Annotated in this window: 20 protein-coding genes; 14 read left to right on the forward strand and 6 right to left on the reverse strand. The window is 45.1% G+C overall.

What is annotated here, in order from left to right; genetic code table 11:
* Positions 1–5: 5 nt before the first annotated feature.
* On the reverse strand, positions 6–1,538 hold the full coding sequence (hutH, locus tag FN782_RS01995) for a histidine ammonia-lyase (RefSeq protein ID WP_142504086.1): 1,533 nt from the start codon (positions 1,536–1,538) through the stop codon (positions 6–8).
* A 260-nt stretch (positions 1,539–1,798) separates the two neighbouring features.
* On the opposite strand from hutH, the gene FN782_RS02000 reads away from it, so the two are divergent.
* The 4 genes from FN782_RS02000 (at position 1,799) to FN782_RS02015 (ending at position 4,573) form a co-directional block, all read left to right on the forward strand.
* Positions 1,799–2,275: a hypothetical protein gene (locus FN782_RS02000; protein ID WP_142504087.1), complete on the forward strand. Its 477-nt coding sequence runs from the start codon at positions 1,799–1,801 to the stop codon at positions 2,273–2,275.
* A 397-nt stretch (positions 2,276–2,672) separates the two neighbouring features.
* On the forward strand, positions 2,673–3,107 hold the full coding sequence (mntR, locus tag FN782_RS02005) for a transcriptional regulator MntR (protein WP_142504088.1): 435 nt from the start codon (positions 2,673–2,675) through the stop codon (positions 3,105–3,107).
* 86 nt (positions 3,108–3,193) lie between these two features.
* Positions 3,194–4,150 (forward strand): patatin-like phospholipase family protein, encoded by a 957-nt coding sequence (locus tag FN782_RS02010; RefSeq protein WP_246064811.1) that lies wholly within the window; start codon positions 3,194–3,196, stop codon positions 4,148–4,150.
* A gap of 12 nt (positions 4,151–4,162) precedes the next feature.
* Positions 4,163–4,573, forward strand: a complete 411-nt coding sequence (locus tag FN782_RS02015) for a protease complex subunit PrcB family protein (RefSeq protein WP_142504089.1) — start codon at positions 4,163–4,165, stop codon at positions 4,571–4,573.
* A gap of 69 nt (positions 4,574–4,642) precedes the next feature.
* Here FN782_RS02015 and FN782_RS02020 read toward each other — a convergent pair whose 3' ends face one another.
* Both FN782_RS02020 and FN782_RS02025 read right to left on the reverse strand, forming a co-directional pair.
* On the reverse strand, positions 4,643–4,924 hold the full coding sequence (locus FN782_RS02020; RefSeq protein ID WP_142504090.1) for a hypothetical protein: 282 nt from the start codon (positions 4,922–4,924) through the stop codon (positions 4,643–4,645).
* Positions 4,925–4,989: 65 nt separating this feature from the next.
* Complete coding sequence (locus FN782_RS02025; RefSeq protein ID WP_142504306.1) at positions 4,990–5,955, reverse strand: DUF1385 domain-containing protein; 966 nt, start codon at positions 5,953–5,955, stop codon at positions 4,990–4,992.
* Positions 5,956–6,171: 216 nt separating this feature from the next.
* Between FN782_RS02025 and aroQ the strand changes: the two genes are divergently transcribed.
* From aroQ to efp, 3 genes are read left to right on the forward strand one after another with little or no spacing between them, the layout of a single operon-like run.
* Entirely contained in the window at positions 6,172–6,615 is a 444-nt protein-coding gene (aroQ, locus tag FN782_RS02030; RefSeq protein WP_142504091.1) for a type II 3-dehydroquinate dehydratase, read from the forward strand.
* Between the two features lie 15 nt (positions 6,616–6,630).
* The gene (locus tag FN782_RS02035; RefSeq protein ID WP_142504092.1) at positions 6,631–7,701 is read left to right on the forward strand and encodes an aminopeptidase P family protein; all 1,071 of its coding nucleotides are present in this window, start codon (positions 6,631–6,633) and stop codon (positions 7,699–7,701) included.
* Positions 7,702–7,717: 16 nt separating this feature from the next.
* Positions 7,718–8,275, forward strand: a complete 558-nt coding sequence (efp, locus tag FN782_RS02040; RefSeq protein ID WP_142504093.1) for an elongation factor P — start codon at positions 7,718–7,720, stop codon at positions 8,273–8,275.
* An 89-nt stretch (positions 8,276–8,364) separates the two neighbouring features.
* Here efp and FN782_RS02045 read toward each other — a convergent pair whose 3' ends face one another.
* The 3 genes from FN782_RS02045 to FN782_RS02055 form a co-directional block, all read right to left on the reverse strand.
* Positions 8,365–8,820 (reverse strand): DUF441 domain-containing protein, encoded by a 456-nt coding sequence (locus FN782_RS02045; protein WP_142504094.1) that lies wholly within the window; start codon positions 8,818–8,820, stop codon positions 8,365–8,367.
* Between the two features lie 85 nt (positions 8,821–8,905).
* Positions 8,906–9,727 (reverse strand): phosphosulfolactate synthase, encoded by an 822-nt coding sequence (gene comA, locus FN782_RS02050; RefSeq protein WP_142504095.1) that lies wholly within the window; start codon positions 9,725–9,727, stop codon positions 8,906–8,908.
* A 76-nt stretch (positions 9,728–9,803) separates the two neighbouring features.
* Positions 9,804–11,078, reverse strand: a complete 1,275-nt coding sequence (locus FN782_RS02055) for an MFS transporter (RefSeq protein WP_142504096.1) — start codon at positions 11,076–11,078, stop codon at positions 9,804–9,806.
* A gap of 130 nt (positions 11,079–11,208) precedes the next feature.
* Between FN782_RS02055 and FN782_RS02060 the strand changes: the two genes are divergently transcribed.
* The 7 genes from FN782_RS02060 (at position 11,209) to spoIIIAF (ending at position 15,815) form a co-directional block, all read left to right on the forward strand.
* Positions 11,209–11,691 carry a CD1247 N-terminal domain-containing protein gene (locus FN782_RS02060; protein ID WP_142504097.1) on the forward strand — a complete coding sequence of 161 codons (483 nt, stop codon included), beginning with the start codon at positions 11,209–11,211 and terminating at the stop codon, positions 11,689–11,691.
* Positions 11,692–11,848: 157 nt separating this feature from the next.
* Positions 11,849–12,805 (forward strand): stage III sporulation protein AA, encoded by a 957-nt coding sequence (spoIIIAA, locus tag FN782_RS02065; protein ID WP_425462665.1) that lies wholly within the window; start codon positions 11,849–11,851, stop codon positions 12,803–12,805.
* On the forward strand, positions 12,805–13,323 hold the full coding sequence (spoIIIAB, locus tag FN782_RS02070; RefSeq protein ID WP_142504098.1) for a stage III sporulation protein SpoIIIAB: 519 nt from the start codon (positions 12,805–12,807) through the stop codon (positions 13,321–13,323). Before spoIIIAA ends, spoIIIAB begins: the two co-directional genes overlap by 1 nt.
* Before the next feature lie 13 nt (positions 13,324–13,336).
* Entirely contained in the window at positions 13,337–13,543 is a 207-nt protein-coding gene (gene spoIIIAC, locus FN782_RS02075; RefSeq protein WP_142504099.1) for a stage III sporulation protein AC, read from the forward strand.
* An 18-nt stretch (positions 13,544–13,561) separates the two neighbouring features.
* Positions 13,562–13,951, forward strand: a complete 390-nt coding sequence (spoIIIAD, locus tag FN782_RS02080) for a stage III sporulation protein AD (RefSeq protein ID WP_142504100.1) — start codon at positions 13,562–13,564, stop codon at positions 13,949–13,951.
* Positions 13,952–13,962: 11 nt separating this feature from the next.
* On the forward strand, positions 13,963–15,144 hold the full coding sequence (spoIIIAE, locus tag FN782_RS02085; protein WP_142504101.1) for a stage III sporulation protein AE: 1,182 nt from the start codon (positions 13,963–13,965) through the stop codon (positions 15,142–15,144).
* A gap of 11 nt (positions 15,145–15,155) precedes the next feature.
* The gene (spoIIIAF, locus tag FN782_RS02090) at positions 15,156–15,815 is read left to right on the forward strand and encodes a stage III sporulation protein AF (protein WP_142504102.1); all 660 of its coding nucleotides are present in this window, start codon (positions 15,156–15,158) and stop codon (positions 15,813–15,815) included.
* Positions 15,816–15,817: the final 2 nt, after the last annotated feature.

A 15,817-nucleotide genomic window follows, 5' to 3' on the forward strand; every position in this document is an offset into this window, starting at 1 on the left:
TTGGCTTACTGTTTATCCTGATTCAGTTTTTGGGTGACTTGATCAGCCAGTTGTCCGCTGCGAATCAGCTCTGCTGCTTTTTCGATGTCTCGATTCCCTTCCCGGTCTGCCGTTAAAGGAGGGACTACCGTTCTGAGAAGGCGATAGGCTGTTTCTGTACCCATTCCCATCTGCCCTTTGGCAAATTCCAAAGCCTGGGCCGCACAAAGATATTCGATCGCCAATGTCCTTGTTACATTGGCGATGACAGATCGAAGTTTTCGGGCGGAAATGGCTCCCATACTTACGTGGTCTTCTTGATTGGCAGATGATGGAATGGAATCGACAGATGCCGGATGACAGAGGGTTTTGTTTTCAGAGACCAAGGATGCCGCTACATATTGAAGAATCATATATCCGGAATGAAGCCCTCCATTTTCTGTAAGGAATGCAGGCAGTCCGCTTAGTTGAGGGTTGACCAAACGTTCTGTCCGCCGTTCAGAGATACTGCCCAATTCTGCCACGGCGATAGACAGAAAGTCCGTTGACAATGCAAGAGGCTGGCCATGAAAGTTTCCCCCGGAGATCACTTCCCCTTCTTCCGGAAACAAGAGGGGATTGTCTGTGGCAGCATTGATTTCGCGCTCAACGACACCTTGTACATATCGGTAAGCATCGATGGAGGCTCCGTGTACTTGTGGGATGCAACGGAGGCTGTATGCATCTTGCACTCGTTTTTCTCCTGGACGGGTGATATGGGAGCTTCCCTTCAGAAGGGTTTTCATGCGGGCAGCCGAATCAATCTGTCCCCTTTGTCCCCTGGCTTCGTGAAGAAGAGGATGAAATGCATGTGGAATCCCTCCAAGCGCTTCAAACGTCATTGCAGCAATGGTGTCTGCGGAAAGCAATAATTGTTCGACTTCCAAAATGGAGCAAGCGGCTATGCTGGCCATCATCTGTGTGCCGTTGATCAGAGCCAGACCTTCCTTGGCTTCTAGGGTAATCGGTTGGATTCCAGCCTGGGAAAGTGCTCTTTCAGCAGGCAGGCGTTTTCCATTGAGGAAAACTTCTCCTTCTCCGAGAAGTGGAAGCGTCATATGAGCGAGTGGAGCCAGATCCCCACTCGCTCCCAACGAGCCCTGGGATGGAATCACCGGATGGATCCCGTGGTTTAACAGTTGAAGGAGTGTTTCCACTGTCGATGTGCGTACTCCAGAGTATCCTTTGGCCAACGCATTGGCGCGAAGTAACATCATTCCTCGAACGATTTCTTGATCCAATGGCTTCCCGACACCACAGGCATGACTTCGAATCAGGTTTTTTTGCAATTGGGATGATTGTGAACGATCAATGACAGTTTCACTGAATTTCCCAAACCCTGTGGTGATTCCGTATACTGTTTTCCCTTCTTGAACCAGTCGATCCACCATGGAACGGGAGCGTTTCATTTTTTCAATGGCTTGTGGAGCGAGTGCGACAGTCGCTTTCTGACGGATGACTTGTTCAAAATGGGATAGGGTCAAATGTTCTCCCTGAATAAAGAGTTGAGACTGGGTCATGATGCTTTCCTCCTTTATTTGAAGAAAGGCCAACAGCAAAGGGGATCGGGTTAGCTACCCGATCCCCTTTGCTTGAGAGACCTGTGTTTGAATCGTTTTGTTGATGGGTTAAGTTTCTGTCCAATTGTTCCATGACATTTCATTTGAAATCCCTCCGACCTGTTATCGTGAGAAGGGCAGTTATTGTTATGAAATTCGTCCAGTCGGAAAAGGTACTTTTGAATAAAGTGTCAGTAGTTTTAAGGAAGGGAAGTGGTAATATGAGTTGTCCACGACGCAATATTCTAAAAAACGGGGGGTTTCGGCACCATCTTTCCCCATGGAAAGGACGAAAGATCCGGCTGGTTCCCAATCCTGTGAGGAAAGGGGATACTTCCGTGGAAATGAAAAACGGTGGTTTGTTATATCAGAATATTACAGGACCTTTTAACAGTGACTGTTCCTACATCCTCTTCTTTAAGATTTTCAATAACAAACAGACACCAAAGCCCCCACAAGTGTTTGCTACTGTGACCAGCATGGATCGAGCCAAACGGCTGTTAAGAACGACACCGGTTTTGGTGGAGCCACCCTATCCACAGGTACCTCACTTTACTTCCTATTTTACCATAATTCCACCTCCACCGGTTGCAGCAAAATATCTTTCGGTCAGCTTTATGGTTCGTGGTGGGTCCGTTCTTGTCGATTATATTTCAGTGTCCGCTAGGGAAGTAGGCAAATTAGACAGTGTCAGTTAACCAGTTAAATGGAATATTTGTAAAAAATATCGTATAATGGTGGAAAATAGTGTATTATCCATTGGAAATCGAAAAAATCCCGAAAACTTCACTCTCCTTCGTGTGTTTATGTTATACTTTCACATGCATAGCGTGTCTCACAGCTGAAATTTTTCTTGACCGATTCAGTGGCGAGAGATGCTTTTCTTGTTCACTCTTTGCATTTTTGGGTCTTATTCACATATGTAGTCAGATCTGGTGTTGAATTTCTTACCCAGCGGAAGGAAGTTTCCGTTGCGCTTCTTTTTATCCCACCCTGCGGAGGTTGGGTTTATCCGTTGATTATCATAAAATTTGCCTTGTCGGAGTCGGAAATTCCGATGCCGCTCAGGGGTGAATTTTGACAGGGGGAAAAATCATGCCCACGCCAAGTATGGAAGATTATCTAGAGAATATTTATAAGTTGATTGAACAAAAGGGTTACGCACGCGTTTCGGATATTGCTGAAGCATTGGACGTTCATCCCTCTTCCGTCACGAAAATGGTGCAAAAACTGGATCAGAAAAAATACTTGGTTTATGAAAAATATCGGGGGCTGGTTTTGACTCCGAAAGGAAAAAAGGTAGGTAAACGGTTATTGGACCGCCATACACTGCTGGAAGAGTTCTTACGGATTATTGGAGTGGATGAAGAACGAATCTATAATGATGTGGAAGGAATTGAACATCATCTCAGTTGGGATTCCATCACGAGTATTGAATATCTAGTGGAATACTTCCAAAATAACCCGGAACGCCTTGCGGAGCTTCGAGCTCTGAAGGAAGCTGACGAAATGGGAAATGACCCTACCTGAAACCCTGTGGCAAACCATGGGGTTTTTTTATTTTTCATCCGCATACAAATGATAAAGATCTTATTTGAAAGGACCTTCTTCAGGAGGTGACTCAAATTCTTGCGGATGCTGTCGTGGAAGGCGGAGGAATCAAAGTTTTTGGTTTAGTGGGAGCTTTAAGTGTGGCAGAAGAAAAGGGATATCACTGGAAACGTTTGGCTGGAACCTCTGCCGGCTCCATTGTTGCTTCCCTGTTGGCTGCCGGATACCGAAGCAGAGAGCTGTATGATATGCTTGAGGATTTTGACTTTACCCAGTTTACACCCACACGTTGGTATCATCAAATTCCTTATACGGGTTCCGGTATTCGATTCTTGATTAAAAAAGGGTTTTACTCTGGGAAACCGCTTGAATATTGGATGGAAGAGTGGCTTGGTCAAAAGGGTGTCTATACGTTTGCAGATCTAAAAGAAAAAGAGCTATCCATTATTGCTTCCGATATCAGCCGGGGGAATTTATTGGTGCTACCAAAGGACCTGGATGAGTATGGGATTTCAAAAAATCGGTTCCCGATTGCTCGGGCAGTTCGGATGAGCTGTTCCATCCCATTCTTTTTTGATCCGGTTCGTATGCGACATAAACCTTCTCAAAAATCAAGTTATGTCGTGGATGGAGGAGTTCTCAGCAATTTTCCGGTCTGGCTATTTGATCAGAAATACCCACGATGGCCAACCTTTGGATTCCGCTTTGTTTCTGATACCAAAGAATCCCGCCAAATTGAAGGACCATTTTCCATGCTATGGGCGATGTTTTTAACCATGATGGATGCCCATGATAACCGCCATATTAAAGAGCAGGACCGGGTACGTACCATTCAAGTTCCGACTTTGGGAGTAAAAATAACGGATTTCGACCTGAGTCGGGAAAAGCGAAAAGAGTTGTTTCAGGCAGGTGTTGAGGCGGCCCAATCTTTTTTTGAAGATTGGACCTTCAAACAGTATTTGTCCTCGCGTGGGGGTGGAGGAAATGTGAATATAAAGGTATGTACGAAAGGCTTTGGATAAGGAGAGGGTAAAGTGATATTCGGATCGTGGAAAAATGAGGGATTTTTTTACCGGCTGTTATCCGGAAAAGAGCAAAAGAAACTTTCCAGGTTTATACAGGATTGGCTGGAGCGTGTGAAACAGGAACGGGGAGTCCATATTTTTTCCCGGCAGGGTGAATACTATATGGTGATCGCTGCAGGTATGAAGCCAAACCCAGGGTATCGGCTGGAAATTGTGGGAATGAAAAAAGAGGAGGACGGAACGGCGGGAATTTGGGTGCGCGAAAAGACTCCGAATCCTGGAAAAATGCTTCCTCAAGTGATTACCTATCCTTATCTGATCATTCAGGTCAAAGGAGATCTTCCTTTGGTGTATGATGCAGAAACAGGGGTAAATTTTGTCAAAGGAAACACGACAACAATGCAAGAATGGAAAAATTGATAATGATTTAAACGGATGAATCCCGAAAAAGGGAAATTTCGGTCAGAAACGGCCGAAATTTCCCTTTTTCTATTTATCCGAGTGTTTGCGGTTTCCGTCAATAATCTGAAAGCGTCGTCTTCTCTTTGGATCGCGTTTGGATCTTTTTTTCTTTACGGGAGAATAGGACCGTCCTGGATCACTCATCCGGATCAGCCATTGAGGCGGTTTGCGATACAGATAATAAATGAGGCCAATGATCGCAGCCGTAACCAGTAACATCTCGATCTGATGCATAAAGAGTTGTATCACCCCCAGGCCTGCTAGGGTCAAGACTACAACCCGACCTATTTTGTGCTTTTTGCTCAACATAGGCGTTCTCTCCCCTGTTTAAAAAGTGAGTGTATACGCAGGCTGTAAGAAAGATGAAAGGAACCTTATCCTTCTTTTGGGTGTTTTGCAAGACTGTTTCCTCCAAATGTGCATGCAGGAGGCGACTGGTTGACTGTTTGGCCCACTTTATTATCCTGTTCAACCATTTGTACAAAGGCGGATATAGCAACCTCCACCTGATCATCATCCGGTTCACGGGTTGTCAGCTTTTGCAACCATAAACCGGGGTAGCCCAGATAGGTAAGGAACGGAATATCTCTGACGGTATTGGTGAATCGAAGCAGCTCATAAGACAGACCAATGACAACTGGGAGCAGAAGAAGGCGTGTTAATATTCGATCCCATACCGTGTCATAACTGAAAAATGAGTACAGTATGACACCAACCAGGACTGTAAGAATGATAAAGCTGCTTCCACATCGATAGTGAAGTGTCGATTGCTTTTGTACATTTTCTATCGTTAATTCCATCCCGGATTCATAGGCGTTAATCACTTTGTGTTCTGCTCCATGGTATTGGAAAAGCCGTTTAATAACAGAGGTTTGCGAGATGGCCAGAAGATAGCCCAGCAATAGCAGGGTTTTGATTGCACCTTCAATCAGATTCTGAAGGATTAAGTTGGTGACCACTTGATCAAAAAGAATGCTGGCCAAAAAAGCGGGCAGAGCGGTAAAGATGGTTTTGCCTACTATCAAGGAGAGAACACCAACGACCGCTACACCGAAAAGCATTTGCAGACGGGATGTGTTCTCCTCAGGATCTTCATCCGCTTCCAAGTCGTAACGGTCTGTCGCAAATTGTAGATGTTTGGCCCCAGATGCGCTGGAGTCTACCAAAGCGATCATACCGCGAATCAAAGGGATTTTTTTAAAAAAGGCAAATACCGGACGGTGTGATCGTCTTGATTCAAATGTTTCAATTTCACCGTTTTTGCGTCGGATTGCAGTCACTTGTATGTGGCGCCCTCCAAACATAACCCCTTCCACCACTGCTTGACCGCCATAATCCATTTGTTTATTGTTCACGGATGGATTTCACCACCTGAGATGTAATCTGTATTGTTTTCTCCGTTTAATAAAACTGTTAGGATGTGGTTATTTCATTGTATCATATTCCATCCTTCATCACTATGTTGATTATCTGGAGCCCTGGGACAAAGAGCAGACAAAGGGATGAACTTTGGAATTTTGTGATACAATGACGAAGGATAGATGGGGGGGAGATGCATGCAAAAAGTGTTGGTTTTAAATGGCCCGAATCTCAACCTTTTAGGGAAGCGGGAGCCTAGCATATATGGAACGGAAACCTTGGAAGAGCTTCACTGTCGGTTGCAAAAAAAGGGAGAACAGTTGGGCTTGGAAGTGCAATGTTTTCAATCGAATCATGAAGGAGAGCTGATAGATCGGATTCATTGGGCAAATGAACATGTAGATGTTCTGGTGATCAATGCCGGAGCGTTTACTCATTACAGCTATGCCATTCGAGATGCTCTCGCTGCTGTTTCCGTGCCCTCCATCGAAGTACATATGTCAAACGTGCATAGTCGGGAAGCTTTTCGTAAAACCTCTGTGATTGCACCGGTTACACAGGGACAGATCACAGGTTTTGGGTTTATCAGTTACGAACTTGCATTAGTTGCAGCTGCTTCCCTGTCAAAGGAAAAAAGGTAGAAGGGAGAGGAAAAGATGGAAAGCCGTCTGACACGCTTCAGAGAATTAATGGAAGAGCAACAGTTGGAATCTATGCTGGTGTCTCATCCGATCAATCGAAGATATCTAACTGGTTTTACGGGCTCTTCCGGTTGGGTTGTAATTACCCAAAACGAGCAGTTTCTAATTTCTGATTTTCGATATACCGGACAAGCGAAAGAGCAGGCCGTTCACTTTCAATTTGTAGAGCATCAGGGAAATCCTTTTGCAGATATAAAAGAAATTTTAAATCGTGCCAGCGTTGACTCCATTGCCTTTGAAGAAAATCATCTCACAGTGGCCCAACATCAAAAATTGCAGGAAGCATTGGAGCCGATCACAACCACTCCGTCTTCCGGTCTGGTAGAAAAGGTTCGTGAAGTGAAAGAAGAGGAAGAACTGAAGTTGCTTCGGGATGCGGTTAACATTGCCGATCAGGCTTTCGGGGAGATTGTAAAAAAAATCGCCCCTGGAATGACAGAGCGCCAAATCTCACTGCAACTGGAATTTTTAATGAGAGAACAAGGAGCGTTTTCCTCTTCTTTTGATATTATCGTCGCCTCAGGGCCCCGTTCTTCCCTTCCTCACGGTGTCGCCAGCGATCGTGTAATGGAAAAAGGGGATCTTGTCACCATGGATTTTGGCGCTTATTATAAAGGGTACTGTTCAGACATCACACGGACAGTCATGCTTGGGAAACCGACAGATCAACAGCGTGAAATCTATGAAATCGTATTGGAAGCCAACCGACAGGCCATTGAAGTGATTCAGGGCGGAGTAACCGGGAAGGAAGTTGATTCAGTGGCGAGAGAGGTTATCCGTAAACATGGCTATGGAGATGCTTTTGGTCACAGTACGGGTCATGGTTTGGGAATGGAGGTTCATGAAAGGCCGGGGTTGTCACCGAAAGAAGAATCACGGTTGCAGCCGGGAATGGTTGTGACTGTGGAACCGGGAATTTACCTTCCGGAAATCGGTGGAGTTCGAATCGAAGATGATGTTGTAGTGACAGAAAATGGGTGTGAGGTCCTCTCAAAAAGCTCTAAAGAATTATTGATTATTGATTAATGGAAGGGGAGCCATGATGATTTCCACGAACGATTTTCGTACAGGTTTAACGATTGAATTAGAAGGTGATGTTTGGCAGGTTATGGATTTTCAGCATGTAAAGCCGGGAAAGGGGTCCGCATTTGTTCGATCCAAGCTTCGCAATTTGCGAAACGGAAATATTCAGGAACGAACCTTTCGTGCCGGAGAAAAAGTCCCTCGCGCTCATGTGGAAACGCGCCAAATGCAATACCTTTATAACAGTGGTGAAGAATACGCTTTTATGGACAATGAAACCTATGAGCAGATGATGATTCCCGCAGAACGGCTGGAACGGGAAGTGAAATTTCTGAAAGAAAATATGACGGTCAACTTAGTCATTTACAATGGAGAAACATTAGGTGTGGAACTTCCAAATACGGTAGAATTGGAAGTGGTGGAAACAGATCCTGGAATCCGGGGGGATACAGCTACAGGAGGCAGTAAACCCGCAAAGCTTGAAACAGGCTTGGTGGTACAGGTTCCATTGTTTATCAATGAAGGTGAAACGTTGGTGATTGATACACGAAAAGGGGAATACGTTTCACGGGCATAGGAGAACAGGGGGATAAATCCCTGATGTTTATGCCTCTCACAAAAACAGCTGTCGGATCGATGCCGACAGCTGTTTTTGTGAGGTTCATTTCATGACCCGACCCAATGGAAAATTTTTAGGAGAAGAGCCGTAATTCCCGCTGCCATTAAAGGGCCCACTGGAATACCGCGAAAAAAAACAATCCCGATAATGGACCCAATGACCAATCCAATGATCATTTGAGGGTCCATTTTTAACAGATCCAATCCTTTTCCATTCATATAAGTTGCGATGACTCCTCCAACAATAGCCAAAATCCCAGGGGCTGAAGTAAATACAGTGAAAATTTCTTTTGCAGTGATTCGACCTGAAGCAAAGGGGACCAAAACAGCGATGGTCAGGAAAAGAAGTCCTATCTCCAGCCCTCTTCGTTCCACAGAAGGAAAGAAGCGCTCCAGTTGTGTCAATTTGAGAATAAGGAGAAAGCTGGCTGCCGTTGCAATAATGGGAGAGCGTCCAATGATTCCGATGATGATCAAAGCCACGATCAAAATTTCAGGATTCATATGCATCCCCTGTCCAAATGGATTAGTACAAGATATGAACCGTTACGGGATGATATGAGGAACTGTCATGGATGTTTTGAGAGGACTACAGTGGTGATCTTTCTCGAATGTCTTTTCCAAATGTGAAGAGGGTATCGGATCGAAGGCCGCGGCGAAGGGATTCAACAGATAAAATTTCTTGCATGGGGATATTGCCCAAATTGGCATCGGCTCCGCCTATTTTTAGAATAGTGATCTGTTGGGAGCTTTGAGGGCATTCCCACCAAATCCGATGCGGATTTACTTGTCGATAGATTTCGCGCACATAATCCGTGTCCACATCACCATTCGCGTTGTACATTCCAATGTTTTTACCGGATTCTCTTCCTTCCACAATCACATAATCCGCCCCGCTTTCTCGGTCTCTGTGGAAGGTATCCACCAACTGAGGAATGGGAGTAACCGATCCTTTTTCTTTTTTTCCTATCTCTGTGATGACGCGGAATGAACGGGAAACCGCCTCTCTGATCATTTGGGCGCGATCTTTTGCATCAAGGGTAATCGTTCCATCCGATATTTCCAGCCAATCAAATCCGATTTTGCGAAGGACATGAAAATAATGCTGAAGTTGTCCCTGATTATAAGCTACTTCAAAAAATGTTCCTCCCGGATAAAGCTGAACCTGGTGCTGTTTGGCCAGATTCAGTTTTTGTTTCAGTACCGGAATGGGAGTGAGTATGGCTGTACCAAACCCCAGTTTGATGAAATCAATATACTCGGAAGCCAGTTCGAGAAGGTCTTTGAATGCAACCACGCCCATTCCCTTATCAATAATCATTGTCAGACCGTTGATCCGGGGCTTTTCTTTCCGTTCCAGGGAAGGGTCTTTCAAATGTCTTTTCCAATTGGTTTCCGTTAAAGGCTCCATACCGTTCTCCTCGCTTCCTTGGAATCATCTGCTCCTTATGCTATGCGAAAGATCCGGTACAGGTGCCCTTTGATGTTTAAGTCGTGCGAAGTCGTTTTCGTCCCAGATAAAGGCGGCTTTTTCCGTTTGGACTTTTGAGCCGATCCGGATGTTGGATGGTCCAGATAGCTAACAATCCCGTGATGGCGGCCAGCGCTCCATTTCCCAAATACAGGAGATATTTGCTGTCAGCCAAAGCTCCAAATACAGGGGGACCGATTGCGACACCAAAAAATCGGACGCTTCCATAGAGGGAGGTAACAATTCCGCGTTCTTGAGATCCCACCGCTGAAGTAATTAAGGTATTCAGAGAAGGGAGAATCAACCCACTTCCAATTCCAATGCCTACAAGATCAATGATCAAAAGGTAGGTATTTGTAATAAAGGGAACCAAAATCATTCCAAGCGCAAGGATAAACAATCCAGTCACAATAAAGCGTTTCATGATTCGCGTTTTCTGTTGTATGTGTCGACCTGCCCAGAAGGAGACAGAGCTCATTCCCAGAAGCGGAATGGCCAGAATCAGTCCCTTCACCACCCCGTCAATTCCGTAACGCTTTTCAAGCAGATCGGATAGAAAAAATAGGACACCAAATAATATGAACAGAGCTACTGAGCCTGCTAGAAATGCGACAAGAAGCCATTTCCCCTGTTTGTTCCATGTTTTAATAATATTTTCCTTATATGTGGACAAGGGCTGAACATTGCGGTTCTGTTCCGGTTCTTTAATAAAAAACCAAAGTGCGAGAGCGATGGGTACGGTAAGAATGGGAAAGGTAAAAAAAATCGCATACCAAGTAATCAGTGCAATCAATGACCCAAGGATGGGACTGATCACCTTGCCCAGTCCGTTGGCAGCTTCGATGATCCCAAGGGCACTGCTTCGTTCACTTTGGCTATACAGGTCACTTACCAGTGCCATGGCAATGGGGGCAGTTCCTGCAGCTCCGATGCCCTGAATAATTCGACCTGTAAGCATCATCCAGTAAATCCCCTCTTTCCAAAGCGAAGCAAATCCTGTCAATAATCCACCCAAACCATAGAGAAGCAATGCAGGTGCAATGATTCGTTTTCTTCCATAACGGTCGGACAAGATCCCTGCCAAGGGAATAATAATTCCTGCCGATATAGAAAAAAGGGTGATCAAGAGGCTTACCTGGAAAGAAGTAATCTTCATCCGGGTTTCAATCGTGGGAAGAACCGGGATCAACATGGAATTTCCCAAAACCATAATGACCGGGATGGAGCTTAAAACAGTAAGTATAAGAGCATTGCTTTGATTTCTCTGATCGGTTTTTAAAGCCTTAGCCACTTTGTTCACCTCACGGAAATGATCGTTCCTTCACCATTAGGTTTGCCCGAAAAAGAAGGGTTTATTTTGTGTATGGATGCGAAAAATGTGGTGAGAATATGGTAGTAAAACCGAGCAAAGGAGCGATCATATGGATGTTCAATCTCATTATTCATCGGACCGCCTGCGAAGAGATATAGCCTATATCAAGGGATTGATGGAAGGACAATTACAAGAAAACAGAGCCCCGGAGGGAAAGGTTCTCAATCAAATGATCCAATTATTGGATGGAATGGCTGAGGATCATGAACGGTTGAACGTTCGTTTAACGGAATTGGAGGAATATGTGGAAGCAGTGGATGAGGATCTGAATGAGGTGGAATTGCTTGTGTATGATGAAATGGAAGATGCTGAGGATGAAGAGGATATTGGATTTTGGGAAATGACGTGTCCGGATTGTCATGAATCCATTCTGGTAAATGAGGAGATCTTTGAGTCGGGAGGTATGGTGGACTTGAAATGTCCTCAATGCGATACGCTTTTGATTGTAAGTGATGAAGGTGATGTGAATCGTCCAGAGAGGTCTGGACAGTCACCGGTTATTCAAACAGCTGAGTCTTCTGTGGAACAATAAAAATAAATCATCATGCGGCTCCCGACAACATGGGGAGCCTTTTTTATTTCTTTGATAGAGGACAACCCCATTTTGTTTTTTAGCCGTGGATGGAATAAAGTTTGTCCTTTCACCATAAAGATTAGGTAAATCCAGTGTGGACAGGAGGTTCTATGCAATGTTGTCTCCTATATTGGACGTACTCCCTCTGTCCATTCGAAGGATCATAGAATCTCTCCCAGAAAGAGAGAAGAAAGATTTGGAAGAAATCAGGGTTCGACAGGAACGCCCTTTGGAAGTGGTTCACCCGCTTCGCAGTAGGTTTATCACTCCTGATGGGCGGCTTGTTCATCAGAAAGAGCATGCCTTTTGCCCTGGAAAGAGTGTCTGCGTGAAAATGCTCAATCTGATCAGCAACCACTCATTGTATGCATTGGAAGAGGAGTTGCGGAGAGGGTATGTCACCATCAGAGGAGGCCACAGGATTGGATTAACCGGGAGAGTGGTGGTGGAAAATGGACGAGTAAAACACATACAGGAAGTGACAGGGTTTAATGTGCGTGTTGCTCGTGAAGTAAAAGGTTCCGCTCGTCATTTTGTACCGATTCTAGGCAATGGATCTTTAGAGAACCTTTTGATTGTATCGCCGCCTCAATGCGGAAAGACAACGCTGCTTCGTGATTTGGTAAGGATCGTAAGTTCAGGGGAAGGAATTCCACCACGAAAGGTGGGAGTGGTGGATGAGCGTTCGGAGATTGCAGGATGTGTAGACGGAGTACCCCAACATGAGGTGGGGCCTCGAACGGATGTATTGGACAGTTGCCCAAAAGCTGAAGGAATGATGATGATGATTCGTTCGATGTCTCCGGACTTATTGGTAGTGGATGAAATAGGAAGAAGAGAAGACAGTGATGCTGTGTTTGAGGCCATTCATGCAGGAGTGCATCTGTTTACCACTGCACACGGGCGTTCGATGGAAGAGGTTTGCAGGCGACCTGGGATTTCTGAACTGGTTCGGGAGGGCGTTTTTTCTCGATACATTCTATTAAGCCGACGGAAAGGGCCGGGAACGGTGGAGGCTGTGTATGATCAGAGTCTGAACCGAATCCCGGAGTCACTGGCGGTGAGACGGTGATGCTTAAGTTGCTGGGAGCTGTATGCATCCTTTTGTCCACAAGTGCAATCGGGTTTCGAAAGGCTCATTCCTTTGCGGAACGTCCTCGGCAAATACGTCGGATACGAGGGTCATTGTCGCTGTTGCAAACGGAAATCGTATATGGCTCCAGACGGCTGGATCGGATCTGTGAGCATATTGCAGCAAGAGAAACGGGGTCGGTTGGAAGCCTGTACGCCCGGTGCGGGGAATATTTAAAAACATGGGATGGCGTTTCTACCTTTGAATGCTGGAAACGGGCAGTGGAAGAAACATGGCCGTTGATGTCATTAAAGGAGCCTGAACGGGAGATATTGATTGATTTTGGCAAAACCTTGGGCGTGTCCAATCGTGAAGATCAGTTAACTCATTTGGCCCGGGTTCGAACCAATTTGGAAGTGGAAGAAAATCAGGCACGGGATGAACAGTTGCGTTACGAGAAGATGTGCAGGAGCCTTGGAATTCTGGGAGGAGCGTTGATTGTTATCCTGATTTATTGAGGGGGAGACACCGATGCCTTATAACGTCGATGCCATCTTCCAAATAGCCGGAATAGGGATTGTTGTCGCTATGATGCATACCGTTTTGAAACAAATGGGAAAAGAAGAGTACGCTCAATGGGTAACATTGATCGGTTTTATTGTGGTTCTGTTTATGGTGGTGGTGTTGGTTCAGGATCTGTTTCAGACAATCAAGAACGTGTTTTTATTCCGTTCGTAACGGTGGGAGGCGGTCCACTTGGAAATCATCCAGGTGGTAGGTCTGGGCCTGATCGCCACCTTCTTGATTCTTGTTATCAAAGAACAAAAACCGGTGTTTGCTTTCCTCTTGGCTACGTTCACAGGTGTCGTGATCTTTTTAAGCATTGTGGGGAAAATTGCTGATGTGATCACCATGTTGACCAAACTGGCCGATAAGGCCCAAGTCAATTCAATATTTCTGGAGACGGTGCTTAAAATTATCGGGGTTGCCTATATAGCGGAGTTTGGTGCCCAAGTGACACGGGATGCTGGTCAGGGGTCGATCGCCTCCAAAATCGAACTGGCAGGAAAAATTCTGATTATGGTGATGGCGATCCCGGTGATTACCATGATGATTGAAACGGTAGTCAAAATCTTGCCTTCGTAAGGATGGTTTCCATGAGCATACGCATCCGAATGTTTGGAATTGCGCTGTTGTTATTGTTTACCCTTCCGCCTCCCCATGCGGTGGCGGAAGGAGAATCGTTGGATGAAAAAGTGGTTAGAACGCAACTGGATCAGCTTCAGGTTGAAAAAGTGGAAAGCTTTTGGAAGGAATTAAAAAAAGAATACGGACGTTTTTTTCCGGAAAAGCAAGGAGATCTTTTTGATTTGGTTCTGTCCAAGGGAGAAAAGGGGTTTAGTTGGAAAGGTTTGATTCGTGGATTCAGCAAGTATTTCTTTCATGAAGTTCTGTATAATGCCAGACTTTTGGGAACCATTATTGTGCTAACTGTATTCAGTATGATTCTGCGTACGCTTCAAACTGCTTTTGAACGGAACCAAGTGAGTAAGATTGCTTATGCCATTGTGTTTATGGTGATTATCATCCTTGCGGTGGACAGCTTTTCTGTTGCAGTTGATGCTGCGAAGGAAGCCATCTCCCGCATGCTTCACTTTATGTTGGCTTTGCTCCCTTTGGTTTTGACGTTGTTAGCTTCCATGGGGAATGTCGGGTCCGTCGGTATATTCCACCCCTTGATTGTGCTGATGATTCACTTGATTGGAACATTGATTCACACAATTGTATTTCCCGTTCTGTTTTTTTCCGCCATTTTGGGAATCGTCAGTTGCCTTTCTGACAAATACAAGGTGAATCAACTTGCCAGTCTTTTCAGAAAGATAGGCGTTGGATTGATGGGCACCTTGTTGACCGTTTTTTTGGGAATTGTATCCGTGCAAGGAGCAACAGCAGCCGTGGCTGACGGGGTGACCATTCGGACGGCAAAATACATTACCGGCAATTTTATACCCGTAGTTGGGAGAATGTTTTCCGATGCGGCGGATACCGTAGTGGGAGCTTCACTATTGGTTAAAAATGCAGTAGGGATGGTCGGGGTGTTGATTCTGTTATTGATTGTTGCTTTCCCTGCTTTAAAGATTCTTTCTCTTGCATTGGTCTACAGCTTTTCAGCAGCAGTCATGCAACCGCTGGGGAACAGCCCGATCATTGAATGTCTAAGCATCATATCCAAGACACTGATTTATATATTTGCTGCCATGGCTACTGTGGGGTTGATGTTCTTTCTTGCGATTACGATTATTGTCGCTTCAGGAAATATTTCCGTGATGATCCGGTAGGTGATGATCCATTGATTGAACTGATGAGCAACTGGTTAAAACAGATTGTCGTTCTGGTGCTGATCGCTGTATTCATTGACCTGCTTCTGCCAAACAATACAATGGAGAAATATGTGAAGTTGGTCATGGGTCTTTTGATCATTTTGGCGATTCTCTCACCCATCTTGCAATTGATTCAACAGGACCTAGATCTTAAAAGCCTGGCATTCAATGAAAGGAATATTGGTGACGCAAATCTCGCCTCACTTTCATCCATCCAAGAGGAAAGCAAGAAGCTGAAGGAATCACAGAAACGTTTGACTCATGATGAGGTACAGATGCGTTTGGCGGAGATGATTAGAAACAAAGTGGAAGATCAATTCGACGTGGAGGTGGTTCAGTCCCGTGTACGGATTCAATCCAAAAAAGAATCGTCTCCCCAGATTATCGGAGTCACGTTGAAAGTCCGACCGGGCACAGAAGAAAAAAATGATGTGACTACCGTCAAACCGGTAGAGGAAGTGGAGCCAGTGATCATTGACGAAAAGAAAACAGAACCCCAAAAGGATGAAAAGTCCTCTTCGGAAGATAACCGTTGGAAACGAAAAATTGTTGGATTCCTACAGAAATCCTTTCAACTACAGGCCAAAGAGATTAAAGTGGAAATCCTGAAGAGGGATCTGGGGAGGTGATC

The sequence above is a fragment of the Melghirimyces algeriensis genome, from assembly GCF_900182565.1.
GTDB lineage: Bacteria > Bacillota > Bacilli > Thermoactinomycetales > DSM-45169 > Melghirimyces > Melghirimyces algeriensis.

Coding starts and splice junctions, on each gene's coding strand:
- FN782_RS02020 (WP_142504090.1), bottom strand. CDS start 4,924: ATGTTGAGCAAAAAGCACAAAATAGGTCGGGTTGTAGTCTTGACCCTA.
- FN782_RS02045 (WP_142504094.1), bottom strand. CDS start 8,820: ATGAATCCTGAAATTTTGATCGTGGCTTTGATCATCATCGGAATCATT.
- spoIIIAB (WP_142504098.1), top strand. CDS start 12,805: ATGCTTAAGTTGCTGGGAGCTGTATGCATCCTTTTGTCCACAAGTGCA.
- mntR (WP_142504088.1), top strand. CDS start 2,673: ATGCCCACGCCAAGTATGGAAGATTATCTAGAGAATATTTATAAGTTG.
- FN782_RS02035 (WP_142504092.1), top strand. CDS start 6,631: ATGGAAAGCCGTCTGACACGCTTCAGAGAATTAATGGAAGAGCAACAG.
- efp (WP_142504093.1), top strand. CDS start 7,718: ATGATTTCCACGAACGATTTTCGTACAGGTTTAACGATTGAATTAGAA.
- spoIIIAA (WP_425462665.1), top strand. CDS start 11,849: ATGTTGTCTCCTATATTGGACGTACTCCCTCTGTCCATTCGAAGGATC.
- FN782_RS02025 (WP_142504306.1), bottom strand. CDS start 5,955: ATGGATTATGGCGGTCAAGCAGTGGTGGAAGGGGTTATGTTTGGAGGG.
- comA (WP_142504095.1), bottom strand. CDS start 9,727: ATGGAGCCTTTAACGGAAACCAATTGGAAAAGACATTTGAAAGACCCT.
- hutH (WP_142504086.1), bottom strand. CDS start 1,538: ATGACCCAGTCTCAACTCTTTATTCAGGGAGAACATTTGACCCTATCC.
- spoIIIAC (WP_142504099.1), top strand. CDS start 13,337: ATGCCTTATAACGTCGATGCCATCTTCCAAATAGCCGGAATAGGGATT.
- aroQ (WP_142504091.1), top strand. CDS start 6,172: ATGCAAAAAGTGTTGGTTTTAAATGGCCCGAATCTCAACCTTTTAGGG.
- spoIIIAE (WP_142504101.1), top strand. CDS start 13,963: ATGAGCATACGCATCCGAATGTTTGGAATTGCGCTGTTGTTATTGTTT.
- FN782_RS02060 (WP_142504097.1), top strand. CDS start 11,209: ATGGATGTTCAATCTCATTATTCATCGGACCGCCTGCGAAGAGATATA.
- FN782_RS02000 (WP_142504087.1), top strand. CDS start 1,799: ATGAGTTGTCCACGACGCAATATTCTAAAAAACGGGGGGTTTCGGCAC.